General features: G+C 66.6%; 11 protein-coding genes. 4 read left to right on the top strand and 7 right to left on the bottom strand.

Annotation, left to right across the window (positions count from 1 at the left end; translation table 11 throughout):
• Positions 1-123 precede the first annotated feature (123 nt).
• Positions 124-693 (top strand): phosphoribosyltransferase family protein, encoded by a 570-nt coding sequence (locus tag ZRA01_RS18300; RefSeq protein ID WP_141354818.1) that lies wholly within the window; start codon positions 124-126, stop codon positions 691-693.
• Positions 690-1,343, top strand: coding sequence for a phosphoribosyltransferase (locus ZRA01_RS18305; RefSeq protein WP_141354819.1), 654 nt, complete (start codon positions 690-692; stop codon positions 1,341-1,343). Before ZRA01_RS18300 ends, ZRA01_RS18305 begins: the two co-directional genes overlap by 4 nt.
• A gap of 10 nt (positions 1,344-1,353) precedes the next feature.
• Here the strand turns inward: ZRA01_RS18305 and ZRA01_RS18310 are convergent, their stop codons facing one another.
• The 3 genes from ZRA01_RS18310 to ZRA01_RS18320 form a co-directional block, all read right to left on the bottom strand.
• Entirely contained in the window at positions 1,354-3,774 is a 2,421-nt protein-coding gene (locus ZRA01_RS18310) for a Lon protease family protein (RefSeq protein WP_141354820.1), read from the bottom strand.
• 99 nt (positions 3,775-3,873) lie between these two features.
• Complete coding sequence (locus ZRA01_RS18315; RefSeq protein ID WP_141354821.1) at positions 3,874-5,688, bottom strand: ABCB family ABC transporter ATP-binding protein/permease; 1,815 nt, start codon at positions 5,686-5,688, stop codon at positions 3,874-3,876.
• A 96-nt stretch (positions 5,689-5,784) separates the two neighbouring features.
• Positions 5,785-6,408, bottom strand: a complete 624-nt coding sequence (locus ZRA01_RS18320) for a LysE family translocator (protein WP_141354822.1) — start codon at positions 6,406-6,408, stop codon at positions 5,785-5,787.
• Positions 6,409-6,566: 158 nt separating this feature from the next.
• On the opposite strand from ZRA01_RS18320, the gene ZRA01_RS18325 reads away from it, so the two are divergent.
• Complete coding sequence (locus tag ZRA01_RS18325) at positions 6,567-7,208, top strand: DsbA family oxidoreductase (RefSeq protein WP_141354823.1); 642 nt, start codon at positions 6,567-6,569, stop codon at positions 7,206-7,208.
• Positions 7,205-8,047, top strand: a complete 843-nt coding sequence (locus ZRA01_RS18330; RefSeq protein WP_141354824.1) for a putative RNA methyltransferase — start codon at positions 7,205-7,207, stop codon at positions 8,045-8,047. Before ZRA01_RS18325 ends, ZRA01_RS18330 begins: the two co-directional genes overlap by 4 nt.
• Positions 8,048-8,421: 374 nt before the next feature.
• Here ZRA01_RS18330 and ZRA01_RS18335 read toward each other — a convergent pair whose 3' ends face one another.
• The 4 genes from ZRA01_RS18335 to ZRA01_RS18350 all read right to left on the bottom strand — a co-directional run bounded on the left by ZRA01_RS18335 (position 8,422) and on the right by ZRA01_RS18350 (position 13,055).
• The gene (locus tag ZRA01_RS18335; RefSeq protein ID WP_141354825.1) at positions 8,422-10,524 is read right to left on the bottom strand and encodes an ATP-dependent helicase; all 2,103 of its coding nucleotides are present in this window, start codon (positions 10,522-10,524) and stop codon (positions 8,422-8,424) included.
• Complete coding sequence (locus tag ZRA01_RS18340) at positions 10,521-10,721, bottom strand: hypothetical protein (protein ID WP_141354826.1); 201 nt, start codon at positions 10,719-10,721, stop codon at positions 10,521-10,523. The genes ZRA01_RS18335 and ZRA01_RS18340 overlap by 4 nt, the downstream gene beginning before the upstream one ends.
• 255 nt (positions 10,722-10,976) lie before the next feature.
• Positions 10,977-11,819 carry an S-formylglutathione hydrolase gene (gene fghA / locus ZRA01_RS18345; RefSeq protein WP_141354827.1) on the bottom strand — a complete coding sequence of 281 codons (843 nt, stop codon included), beginning with the start codon at positions 11,817-11,819 and terminating at the stop codon, positions 10,977-10,979.
• Positions 11,820-11,936: 117 nt separating this feature from the next.
• Entirely contained in the window at positions 11,937-13,055 is a 1,119-nt protein-coding gene (locus ZRA01_RS18350) for an S-(hydroxymethyl)glutathione dehydrogenase/class III alcohol dehydrogenase (protein ID WP_141354828.1), read from the bottom strand.
• Positions 13,056-13,213: the final 158 nt, after the last annotated feature.

Genomic DNA, 13,213 nt, shown 5'->3' on the forward strand with positions numbered 1-13,213 from the left:
TTTGGAAAAACGGAAATCTCATCATCTTTCGCCTAAGCTGAAAAGACGGAAGAAAATGCCCGCCTGTTGCAGGCGGTGAGCTTTGTTACCGGAGCATCTGCCAGCGCACACTTGGAGGCAACCATGGATCGCCCCTGTGGATCGCGAACTTCTCTCTATGACACGAAACAACTTGATGTCGTGCTGGAGGGAATGGCTCGGCAGGCTGCTGTCTTGCTTGCAGGCCGGAGCTTGGTGGCGGTGATCGGCATACTGCGACGAGGTGCCCCCCTGGCTGATCGGCTGACCGAGAAAATGATCAAGCGCTTTGGCGTCTTGCCGCCGTTGCGCCTGGATCTATCCGTGAAGCGTTATGCCGACGATCTCACCTTGCTGTATCCAGAGACGAAGCTTACCGAGGATGCCTCACATGAGGCATTGGACCTCCGTGCTTACACCTTGCTTATTGTGGATGATGTCCTCTATACAGGGCATTCCTTGCTCAAGGTGGTGGATTATCTGGTTCGAAAGGGGCCAGCAGAGATTCGTGTGGCGATGCTTGCTGATCGGGGGGCGGCGCGTCTGCCTGTGAGAGCAGACGTGCTTGGCCTAAGGCTCGATATCGCACCACCGGATGTCATCGAGTGCAATGTCCCGCCCTATGAGCCTGAGTTCAAGATTGAACTGCTGAAGCTGGATGGGAGGCCGGCGTGATCTTTGCTGATCGACTGGATGCGGGGCGCAGGCTGGCTGCGGCGCTCGCCGGCTATCGAGGCCGGAAGCCTGTTGTTCTTGCGATCCCCCGAGGGGCGGTGCCGATGGCTGCGATCGTGGCCGATGCGCTGGATGGCGATCTGGATGTGGTGCTCGTGCATAAATTGTGTTCGCGCTGGAATCCGGAATATGCGATCGGTGCGCTTGACGAGACCGGCTGGTCCTTTGTCTCGGATGCATCTGAGGACGATGGGGCTTGGCTGAAGGACGAAAAAACTCACCGTCTCGCGGAACTGCGCCGCCGTCGGGCACTGTATTCGCCGCAGCAATCGATGGCAGACCTGAAGGGGCGGGTGGTGATCATTGTCGACGATGGCTTGGCGACGGGGGCGACGATGCGGGCTGCGCTGCATTCGGTGCGTGCGCAGGCGCCTGAATGGCTGATCTGTGCGGTGCCGGTGGCCGCCCCGGAGAGTCTTGCCGAGATCAGGGGCGATGCCGACGAGACGGTTTGCCTGTCCGCGCCGGCAGGCTTTCAGGCCGTAGGGCAGTTTTATCGCAGCTTCGAGCAGGTTGAGGACGAAGAGGTCGTGGACTGCCTGCGTAGCCGTCGTGAGCGCAATGGTGTTCCAGCCGGGAGCGGTGGCTGAGCCCGCATCATCAGGAGCCCTTGGGCTTATGATCGGTGTGCTTGGGCGTGGCAGCGAAGTCGCGCCGCATTTTTGCGAGTCTGGCGAGGCCTTCGGCCACACGGGCGTTGAAGGTGCCGGCGGGCATTTCACCTTTTTCATCAGCTTTGCCGGCAGTGAGGCCAGTGAGAAGTTCGAGGGCTTCGTCGACGTCGCTGACGGCCCAGATATGGAACTGCCCTGCACGGGCGGCATCGACCACCTCCCGTCGCAGCATCAGATCGGCCACATTGGCAGCGGGTATCAGCACGCCCTGCTCGCCCGACAGGCCGCGGGCTACGCAGATGTCGAAAAAGCCTTCGATCTTTTCGTTGATGCCTCCGACGGCCTGGACTGCACCAAACTGATTCACCGAGCCGCTCACCGCCACTGACTGGTGCAGCGGCACGCCTGCGATGGCTGACAGCAGTGCCGCCAACTCGGCAAGAGATGCGCTGTCGCCCTCGACGCCGCCGTAGGATTGCTCGAAAACCAGGCTCGCCCGCAGCGACAGGGGCGCCTTGGCGCCGAAGCGGGACGCCACGAAGGACGACAGGATCAGCACGCCCTTGGAGTGTATCGGCCCGCCGAGCTTGACTTCGCGCTCGATGTCGATGACTTCGCCGTCGCCGACCCGGGCGGTGGCGGTGATGCGCACTGGATGGGCGAAGCTGCTGTCGCCCAACTGGATGACCGCAAGCCCATTGACCTGGCCCACATGGCTCCCCGCGGTGTCCACCAGCAAGGTGCCGCGCAGGATTTCGTCCCGATAGCGTTCGCGCAAGCGTTCGTTGCGTTGCCGGTGGGCGGCCAGCGCTGTCTCGACGTGCTCGACTTCGATGCGCGGAGCCGCCGAGGTTGCGGCGAAATGGCTGGCTTCGTGGAGCAGGTCGTCGAGGGCCTGGGTGCGGGTGCTGAGGCGCTGGGCGTCGCTGGCAAGCCGCGAGGCGTGCTCGATGATCCTGGCTACGGCCGCGGCCGACAGGGGCGGGAGCGAGTCCCGCCGGGCCAGTGTGGCGATCAGGCGGGCATAGTGGGCGGTGTTCTCGGCCGAGCGCGGTATCTCGCTCTCCATGTCGGCGTTTATCTTGAAGAGGGCGGGGAACTCGGCGTCGTACTGGCTTAGCAGGTAATAGACGAGGCGCTCTCCGATCAGCACCACCTTCAGCTCCAGCGCCATCGGCTCGGGCTCGATCTGGACGGTGCTGGTCAGGCCGATCAGATCAGACAGCGATTCGATCCGCACCTCACCGGCCCGCAGGCAACGCTTCAGCCCTTCCCAGGCGTAGGGTTGGGATAGCACCTTGACTGCATCTAGGACGAGGAAGCCGCCGTTGGCCCGATGTAGCGCGCCGGCGCGGATCAGGGTGAAGTTGCTCAGCAGGGTGCCCATGTGCACCACGTGCTCGATGCGCCCGACAAGGTTCTGCAGGGTCGGATGGTCTTCGTAGACCACCGGCCGGCCGCCGTCGGCGGGGTTTTCGACGAGGAGATTGACCAGGTAGCGCTGTACGGCGATCGACCCGGAGTAGGTGGTGGTCTCGCTGTCATCCTCGCTGCGGGAGCTCTCGCGCAGGGATTCTCCGCTTTCGATGATGTCCTGCAGGGCGGCGTCGAGATAGGCGCCGACCGCCGGCAGGTCGGCGTAGGCGGGCTTGAGGTCATCCACAAGATGGGTGACGGTGGCGCGGAGGGCCTCGCTGCCGGCTTCCTTGATGCGGTTCTGCATGTCGCGGCGCCAGCGCGGGAAGTCGTTCATCAGCTTGTGCAGGCGCTCGTGCATGGCCTTGATGTGCCCGGTGAGCGCGAGCTGGCGCTCTTCGGGGAGTTGCTCGAACTCATCCTGGGACATCGTGGCCTCGGCGCTCTTCATCGGCACGAAGGCGAAGCCGTGGGGCGTGCGCAGGAAGGCGACCTCGAGCTCGGCCGCGGCATGACCGAGCTCGTGGAGGGCGGCCTCTTCGCGATGCTTTTCTTCCTCCTGCATGGCGTCGATGCGGCTGCGGTACTCGTCGCTCTCGAAAACCGCCGAAATGGCCGGGATCAGCTCTTCGACGAAATGCTGCATGTCGTCCCGTAGCCGCGCACCCCGACCGCCGGGCAGGCGCAGCAGCTTGGGCCGGGTGGTATGGCTGAAGTCGTTCACGTAGCACCAGTCGGCGGGCGGCGTGCCGTGCCGGCGCTCGGCTTCGAGCAGCTGGTGGATGATGGCGTGGCGGCCGCTGCCCGTCTCACCGAGCACGAACAGGTTGTAACCTTCGTGGGGGATATCGAGCCCCAGGTGCATCGCGCCGACTGCGCGGGGGTGGATTAGCGCGGAGTCGAGCTCCGGCAGCTCGTCGGTGCTACTGAAGCCTAGGGTGCTGGGGTCGCAGACGGCGTAGAGTTGTTCTGGCGGCAGCGGGGTAGGCATGGCTCGGGCTCGCTTTATTGTTTGGAGCAAGCATAAACCCATCGCTGGCCGCCTACGATGTCATTTGAGCATCGGCAAGCTGGTGGTGGTTTGGGCGCCTCAGGCCGGGTCTTCCTCTGCCTCGCGCTCTTCCAGTTGCAGGGCCCACATCTGGGCGTAGGCGCCGGCCCGGGCGAGCAGTTGCGTATGGGTTCCACGTTCGATGATCCGGCCCTGGTCGAGCACGATGATCTCGTCGGCGTTCATCACCGTCGACAACCGGTGGGCGATGACCAGCGTGGTGCGGCCGCGGGCGGCGGCGTCGAGCTGAGCCTGGATGGCCTTCTCGGTGCGTGAATCGAGGGCCGAGGTGGCCTCGTCGAAGATCAGGATGTCGGGGTTCTTGAGCAGGGTGCGGGCGATCGCCACGCGCTGCTTCTCGCCCCCCGACAGCTTGAGCCCGCGCTCGCCGACGCGGGTCTCCCAGCCGTCGGGCAGCCGCGCGATGAAGTCTTCGAGCTGGGCGGCGCGGGCAGCGGCCTCGACCTCTTCGCGGCTGGCCTCCGGGCGGCCGTACTGGATGTTGTAGAAGAGTGTGTCGTTGAACAGCACGGTGTCCTGGGGGACGATACCGATCGCCGCGCGCAGGCTGTCCTGGCCGAGCTCACGGATGTCGTGCCCGTTCACCCGCACGGCACCGGCCTGCACGTCGTAAAAGCGGAACAGCAGCCGCGCGAGGGTGGATTTGCCCGAGCCCGAGTGGCCGACCACCGCCACCGTGGCGCCGGCCGGAATCGTGAAATCAACGTCGTGGAGGATGGGCCGGTTGGCGTCGTAGGCGAAGCCCACGTGCTCGAAGCGCACCTCGGCGCGGCCCCGTTCGAGCTGCCCGGCGCCGCTGCTGTCGGCGATCTCCCGGTGGGTGCTCATCAAACCGAACATGCGCTCGATGTCGGTGAGGGACTGGCGGATCTCTCGGTACAGCACGCCGAGGAAGTTGAGCGGCACGTAGAGCTGGATCAGGAAGGCGTTGACCAGCACCAGGTCGCCTAGCGTCATGCGCCCCTCGGCCACGCCCGACGCGGCCCGCCACATCATAGCGGTGACGCCCACGGCGATGATCGCCGCCTGGCCCATGTTGAGATACGAGAGGGATTTCTGGTTGGTGATCTGGGCCGCCGTCCACTTTTTGAGCTCGGTGTCGTAGCGGCGGGTTTCGAAGTCTTCGTTGTTGAAGTACTTCACCGTCTCGTAGTTGATCAGGCTGTCGATGGCGCGGGCGTTGGCGGCGGAGTCGAGTTCGTTGGCCTGACGGCGCAGGGCGGTGCGCCAGTTGGTGACCTTGAAGGTGAAGGTGATGTAGAGCGTCAGCGTGACGAGGGTGATGATCGCAAAGCTCGGCTCGTACTTCACCAGCAGGATGCCGACCACCAGGCTGATCTCCACCAGCGTGGGCAGGATCGAGTACAACGTGTAGCTGATCAGCGAGCCGATCGAGCGGGTGCCGCGTTCGATGTCGCGGGTCAGGCCACCGGTCTGGCGCTCGAGGTGAAAGCGCAGCGATAGCGCGTGCAGGTGGCGGAACACCTGCAGCGAGATCTCCCGCACCGCCTGCTGCGTGACCCGCGCAAAGACGATCTCGCGCAGTTCGGTGAACATCGACGTCGAAAAGCGCAGCGCCCCGTAGGCGGCCAGCAGCGCCGCCGGCACGATGATGACCGCCTGATCGCGGGAGATGTCCAGGCCGTCCACGATTTGTTTGAAGATCAGAGGCACCGTGACGTTGGCGAACTTGGCGGAGATCAGGCAGCCGAGGGCGAACATCACCCGCCACTTCCAGGCCCACAGGTAGGGCAGCAGCTTCTTGATGGTCTGCCAGTCGTGGCGTTCGCCGCTGGCGGGCGTGGGGGGAGGGCCGGAGGGGGAGCGTCGCATCGTGGTAAAGGCGGGTTGAGTGCCGGGCGCTAGCCCGGCGGGAAGGCTCGATTATGGGGCCGTGGCGTTCTGAACGCCCGGGTGCCGGGCCAGTGTTCATTCATCCACCACCAGCCGCAGCGCCAGCCCTATGAAAAGCACGCCACACAGGCGATCGAGCCAGGGGCCGAGGCGGGGTTTGCGTGCCAGCAGGCCTCCGATGCTGCCGGCAGCCAGGGCCATGCTGCCGAAGATCAGAACAGTCTGGGCAATGAAGACGAGGCCGAGGACGAGCATCTGCAGAGTAAGGCTGCCCCGTGCCGGGTTGGAGAACTGGGGCAGGAAAGCCAGGAAGAACAACGCCACCTTGGGGTTGAGCGCGTTGGCGACGAAGCCGCGGGCGAGGTCGCGCTGCCACGGGCGCTTAGGCATGTTGCGGGCCGGCGCCAGGGTGCCGCCGCTCCGGAGGGCTTGAACGCCCAGCCACAGCAGCCAGGCCGCGCCGGCCAGCTTGAGGCCCAGGAACAAGGCCGGCGAAGCGCGCACCACCGCCGCGATGCCGAGGGTCGCCCAGGCGATGTGGGTGAGGCAGCCCGCCGCGCAGCCCATGCCGAAGGCCAGGCCGGCGCGTCGCCCATGGGCCAGGCTCTGGCCGATGACCATCAGGTTGTCGGGCCCGGGGGCCAGCGTGACCAGAACGGAGATTCCGAGGAAGGCGAGGAGGGTGTCGAGGCTGGGCATGGCGCCGGATTCTGGGCGGCCGGGGCGGGGGAGTCAATCGCCCGGCCGGGCAAGTTTGCCCCATGGCGCATGGCCAGGCGGGCTGGATTGGGGAACAATGCGGGCTTCCACGTTCCGCACTGGGCGTGCATTCCAGCCCCCGCCGCTACTTTATCGCCATGCCGACCATCGAAATCGTCTCCGACGTCGTTTGCCCCTGGTGCTTTATCGGCCTGCGCCGCCTGTCGGCCGCCATTGAGCTCGTCCGCCAGGACACCCCCGATTTCTCCTGCCGCAAACGCTGGCTGCCGTTTTTTCTCAACCCGGACACGCCCCCGGAGGGTGAGCCTTACATGCCTTTCCTTATCGCCAAGTTCGGTGGCCGCGAACGGGTCGAGGCGATCTTCGAGCGCATACGCGAGGCTGGCCGGGCCCATGGCCTCGAATATGCCTTCGAGAAGATCCAGGTGCGCGCCAATACGCTGGACGCCCACCGGCTGTTGTTTTGGGCCCAGCAGCAGGGCGACGCAGAACGGCTGGTCGAGGGTTTGTTCCGTGCCCAGTTTCAACAGGGCGAGAACGTGGGTGACCGGGCGGTGCTGTGCCGTGTCGCGGCCGAAGCCGGCTACGACGCTACTGCGGCGGCGGTCTGGCTGGCCTCTGACCAGGGCCGTGAGGCCGTGCTGGCCGAAGAGCGGGCGGTGCGGGCCCTCGGCGTGACCTCGGTGCCCACCTTCATCATCGACCGGCGCCACGCGGTGGTGGGGGCCGAAGACCCGGCGGTGCTGGCCGAGGCGATCCGGCTGAGCCTGCAGTCATGATCACCCCATTCCAGGCCCTGGCCTGCCCACTGGATGGTGGCCCCCTGCGACGCCATGGCACGAGCTGGCGGTGTGACGCCGGCCACTGCTTCGATCTTGCCGCCCAGGGCTACACCAATCTGCTGCCCGTCCAGCAGAAACGCTCCCGCGATCCGGGTGACAGCAAGGAGATGGTGGCCGCCCGGCGGCGTTATCTGAACGCCGGTTTCTACCAGCCCATCGCCGCGCTGGTGAGCCGTACCGTGCTGGCCAACCTGCCTGCCGGCCGGGCCGCCGCCTGCCTGGACGCGGGTTGTGGCGAGGGCTATTACCTGCGTGAGTTGGCGGCGGCTGGAGATGGGCAGCGCCTGGCGCTGCTCGGCCTGGACATCTCGAAATGGGCGGTGCTGGCAGCAGCCAAGCAGGACAAGCGGCCCAACTGGGTGGTGGGCAGCAATGCCAAGCTGCCGGTGTTGCCCGCCACGCTCGACCGGGTGCTGTGCATGTTCGGCTTTCCGGTTTATGCGGAGTTTGCCCGGGTGCTCAGGCCTGGTGGCGAGCTGCTGCAGGTCGATGCCGGGCCGGACCACCTGCGTGAGTTGCGCGAGATCATCTACCCGACGCTCAAACCAGAGCGTGCTGCCGAGCCGCTGAGCCCGGCCGGTTTCAGCGTGCTGCCGGCTGAAAGCCTCCGTTACACCGTAACCCTCGGAGGGGCGGAGCAGATTGGCGATCTGCTGACGATGACGCCCCACCTGTACCGTGCCAGCGCCGAGGGCCGCGCAAAGGCGGCCGCGCTGACGGCGTTGTCGCTCACCGTGGATGTGCGCCTGACCCGCTTCCGCCGCGAGGCTGAGTGACCGGGCGGGGCGTGGTGAGCCCGTGCGCAGCATTCCCCGGAAAACTTGCGTGTTTCTGGCTGCTCCCGTGTGAGCGTTGGTGACGGCTCGATTGCGAATGCTCGGTGGTGCTTGAGCCTGTCGAAGCCGGTCAATCGCTGATGTTGGGTCAAATCCGCCACAAGGCTGTCTGGCGATGTCTTTGCGGCCTGCTAAGTTCTGTGGGCTCGCCAAGTGCCTGACCTGCGGCGGTGATCGGCTGGGCTCCGGTGATAAGGTGATAGGCCCGAATATCACGATTGCCGTGTTCGTGGCTTCTGCCCGTGGGGCTAGCAAAGCTGAACCCCGTTCTTGGCTCATCGCTCGGCGGGATGCCTCTTGGCGACCGTATGGGCTCACTGCCACATTGCCCGCATCCGGGCGGCCAGGTCGATGGCGTTCTGGCGGGCGCCGGGGTCGGGCGTGGCGGCTGGCATGGCAGGTTCGGCGGGTGGCCAGCTCAGTTGGTCGAAATACCCAAGCAGGCGACTGGGGATGAAGCGGGTGCGGTTTGCATAGACGTGGCGGTCGCCGCCGGCGGCTTGGCCGGTGACGTAGAAGCGCTGGGGAACCAGCAAATCAAGGTGGTCTTTTGCGCGGGTCATGGCCACGTACAGCAGGCGCATTTCTTCTTCGATCTCGTGTTCGCTGCCGGTGGCCAGGTCGGAGGGCAGGCAGCCATCCACGGTGTTGAGCAGCGACACCGCCGACCATTCACGGCCCTTGGCCGAATGGATGGTGGATAGAACGAGGTAGTCCTCGTCGAGGAGCGGTGCGCCGGATTCGTCGCTGGTGGCATCCGGCGGGTCGAGGGTGAGTTCGGTGAGAAAACGTTCGAGGCTAGGGTAGGTGGCGGCGATGCGGGCCAGCTGCTGGATGTCGGCCTGGCGCACCGGGGCGTCGTCGAAGAGGCGGTCCATTTCGCCTTCGTACCACTGGGCGAGCTGTTCGATGGGGGCCGGCCAGGTTGTGCTGGCGCGCAGGGCCTCCACCATTGTGGCAAAGGCCTGCCAGGCGCTGCGAGTGCCTTCGGGCACGGGCTGTTCGGCGAGAAGCAGGCAGCCGGGTGGGGCGGCCTGGAGGTTGTCGAGGATGCGGCCGGCGGTTTTGGGGCCGAGGCCCGGTAGCAACTGAATGGCCCGGAATCCGGAGACGCGGTCGCGGGGGTTCTGCGTCCAGCGCAGGATGGCCAGCACGTCCTTGACGTGGGCGGCTTCGAGAAACTTGAGGCCGCCGAATTTCACGAAGGGGATGTTGCGCCGGGTGAGTTCGATCTCGAGGCGCATGCTGTGGTGGGCTGCGCGGAACAGCACCGCCTGGGCCTTGAGCCGGAGCCCGGCTTCGCGGCGGGCCAGAACCTGATCGACCACCCACGCGGCCTGATCGGACTCGTCGCGCAGTGACACGAGCCGGGGTTTTTCGCCAGAGATCCGCTCGCTCCAGAGATCCTTGCTGAAGCGCTCCTTCGCCTGGGCGATCACGGCGTTGGCGGCGGCCAGGATGGGTTGGGTGGAGCGGTAGTTGCGATCGAGGGTGATGCGCCGGGCGGGTGTGCTGAACTGGCCGGGAAAGTCGAGGATGTTGCGCACCGTGGCGCAGCGGAAGCTGTAGATGGACTGGGCGTCGTCACCGACCACGGTGAGGCCGCGCCCGTCGGGCCGCATGGCCAGCAGCAGCCCGGCCTGCAGGCGGTTGGTGTCCTGGAATTCGTCTACCAGGATGTGGCTGAAGCGCGCGCCGACCTCGTGGGCGAGCTCGGGTTCGGCGACCATCTGTGCCCAATAAAGGAGCAGGTCGTCGTAGTCGAGCACCTGCTGGGCCTGCTTGGCTTCGACGTAGGCGAGGAAGAGATCGCGCAGCTCCTGCCCCCAGCCGGCGCACCAGGGGAAGCTCGTTTGCAGGACTTCGGTGAGGGAGGCCTGGGTGTTGACCGCTGCCGAATAGATGGCGAGGCAGGTGCCCTTGAGGGGAAAACGCTTGCCCTTGGCCGACAGGCCGAGTTCGTGGCGGATGAGGTTCATGAGGTCGCCGGAGTCTTCGCGGTCGTGGATCGTGAAGGCCGGGTCGAGGCCGATGCGGCCGGCGAACTCGCGGAGCAGGCGGGCGCCCACGCTGTGGAAGGTGCCGGCCCACGGAAAGCCACCCTGAGCCAGGCGGGCGTGGCGGGGCGAGACCTTGGCGGCGATGCGCTGGACGCGGCGGATCATCTCGTCGGCGGCCCGGCGCGAGAAGGTGAGCAGCAGGATCTGGGAGGGGTCGGCCCCCTGGGCGAGGAGGTGAGCGACCCGATGGGCGAGGGTGTTGGTTTTGCCCGAGCCGGCGCCGGCGATCACCAGCAGCGGGCCGGCGTCGGCATTTGGGCCGCAGCCGTGCAGCGCGGCTTCGCGCTGGGCGGTGTTGAGGCTGGCGAGGTAGTCGGGCAGGGCGGCCGTGGCGAGGGGCGGGGACAGATCGCTCATGCTGCGTGCTCCTGAGCTGTTTGAGCGCCGGCTGCGGGAGCGCGCTCGGCGACGGCGAGGCCCGGGGCGAGGGCAACCACCACTGCTTCGTCACAGACGGGGCAGATGCGGTAGTAAGCCTGGGCGCTGGAGGCGAACTCCAGGCTGGCCGGATCGACCGGGCTGTGGCAGTGGGGACAGATGAAGCGTGGCGACATGATGAGATCCTCGTTAACTGTAATCATATACAGTCATTCGAAAATCTCAAGGCTGTTTTTTCGACCTCTACGCCGGGCGGGGGGGCGCCCTTGTCGCTGCACTTCGAACACCTGATGCAGATGGGTGGGGTGGGGGAGAAAAATTACCAAGCCGTTACCGAACTGGCACGGCTTTCCACCGATTCGGAAGCCTTGTCGTTCGTGGCTGCGCGCTTTGCCGATCGCGCAGTGCCTGGTGGGCGGCAAGGCTGGGGTTCAGGGGAGGAGGGCGGCCGCGTGGTGGCGCAGGTGGGCTTCGATGAAGCTGGCGATGAAGTAGTAGCTGTGGTCGTAGCCGGGATGGCGGTGGAGCTGCAGGGGGTGGCCGGCGGCCCGGCAGGCGGCTTCGAGGGCTTCGGGCTTGAGCTGCTCGGCGAGGAAGCTGTCGGCCTCGCCCTGGTCGACCCGCAGGGGCAGGCGCTCGGGGGCGGTGGCGATGAGCTCGCAGGCGTCCCAGGCGCGCCAGGCGCTGCGGTCGTCGCCCAGGTAGCGGGAGAAGGCCTTGTGGCCCCAGGGGCAGTCGATGGGGTGGACGATGGGCGCGAAGGCCGACACCGACAGGTAGCGGCCGGGGTTGCGCAGGGCGGCCACCAGCGCGCCGTGCCCACCCATCGAGTGGCCGCTGATGCCTCGCCGCGGAAGGAGGGGCAGCGCGCCTTCGACCAGGGCCGGGAGCTCGTTCACCACGTAGTCGTGCATCCGGTAGTGGGTGCTCCAGGGGGCCTGGGTGGCATCCACGTAGAAGCCGGCGCCGAGGCCGAAATCCCAGGCGCCGTCCGGGTCGCCGGGCACGCCAGGGCCGCGGGGGCTGGTGTCGGGGGCGACGATGGCGATGCCGAGCTCGGCGGCGACGCGCTGGGCGCCGGCCTTCTGCATGAAGTTCTCGTCGGTGCAGGTGAGGCCCGACAGCCAGTACAGCACCGGCACCGGGCCGGCTTCGGCCTGGGGCGGCAGATAGACGGCAAACACCATCTCGCAGCCGAGGCTGCTGGAGGCATGGCGGTAGCGGCGGTGCCAGCCGCCGAAGCTGCGGTTTTCGGAAACGAGGGCGAGGGTCATGGTGCGGGCCTGCGGGTGGAGGGCGAAGAGGGCGCTACGGATGCCGGGCGCCCGTCTGGCCCGCGGGAGGCCGCATCAGCTTCGCCGCGGGATGGGCAGGCGCCCGGCAGGGGCCGATCACATGTCGTAGTGGATCACCGTGCGGATGCTCTTGCCCTCGTGCATCAGGTCGAAGGCCTTGTTGATGTCGTTGAGGCCCATCGTGTGGGTGATGAAGGTGTCGAGGGGGATCTCGCCGCGCTGGGCTCTTTCGACGTAGCCGGGCAGTTCGGAGCGGCCACGCACGCCGCCGAAGGCCGAGCCGCGCCACACGCGCCCGGTGACGAGCTGGAAGGGGCGGGTGGAGATCTCTTCGCCGGCGCCGGCGACGCCGATGATGATGGATTCGCCCCAGCCCTTGTGGCAGCACTCGAGCGCCGAGCGCATCACCTTGACGTTGCCGATGCACTCGAAGGAGTAATCGACGCCGCCGTCGGTGAGGTCGACGATGACCTCCTGGATCGGCCGGTCGTAGTCGAGGGGATTGATGCAGTCGGTGGCACCCAGCTGTTTGGCGATCTCGAACTTGCCCGGGTTCACGTCCACGGCAACGATACGCGAGGCCTTGGCCATGACCGCGCCGATGATCGCCGAGAGGCCGATGCCACCCAGCCCGAACACCGCCACCGTGGCGCCGGCCTCGACCTTGGCGGTGTTGAGCACCGCGCCGATGCCGGTGGTGACGCCGCAGCCAAGCAGGCAGACCTTTTCGAGGGGGGCGTCCTTGCTGATCTTGGCCACCGAGATCTCGGGCAGCACGGTGTATTCCGAGAAGGTGGAGGTGCCCATGTAGTGGAAGATGGGCTTGCCGTCCTTGCTGAAGCGGCTGGTGCCGTCGGGCATCAGGCCCTTGCCCTGGGTGGCGCGGATGGCCTGGCACAGGTTGGTCTTGCCCGACAGGCAGAACTTGCACTTGCCGCATTCCGGCGTGTAGAGCGGGATCACGTGGTCGCCCACTGCCACCGAGGTGACGCCTTCGCCGATGGCCTCGACGATGCCGCCGCCCTCATGGCCGAGGATGGCCGGGAAGATGCCTTCCGGGTCGGCGCCCGAGAGGGTGTAGGCGTCGGTATGGCACACGCCGGTGGCGACGATGCGCACCAGCACCTCGCCGGCCTTGGGAGGCGCCACGTCGACCGTGGTGATTTCGAGGGGCTGTTTCGCCGCCCAGGCGACGGCTGCACGGGACTTGATCATCGGTTCTCTCGCTTTGTTTGAGGTAAGGCCAAGCCGGGAGTTTAGTGAGCCTGGCGGCGGCCGTCGACCGCCTTCATCCGGCCTGCCGCGGGGGCGGGGCGGGTGAAGGCGGCTTGAAGCGCATCGATCCGCCGGCGTGGACTTGCCGGCGGGGGCGG

The sequence above is a fragment of the Zoogloea ramigera genome, from assembly GCF_006539865.1.
GTDB lineage: Bacteria > Pseudomonadota > Gammaproteobacteria > Burkholderiales > Rhodocyclaceae > Zoogloea > Zoogloea ramigera.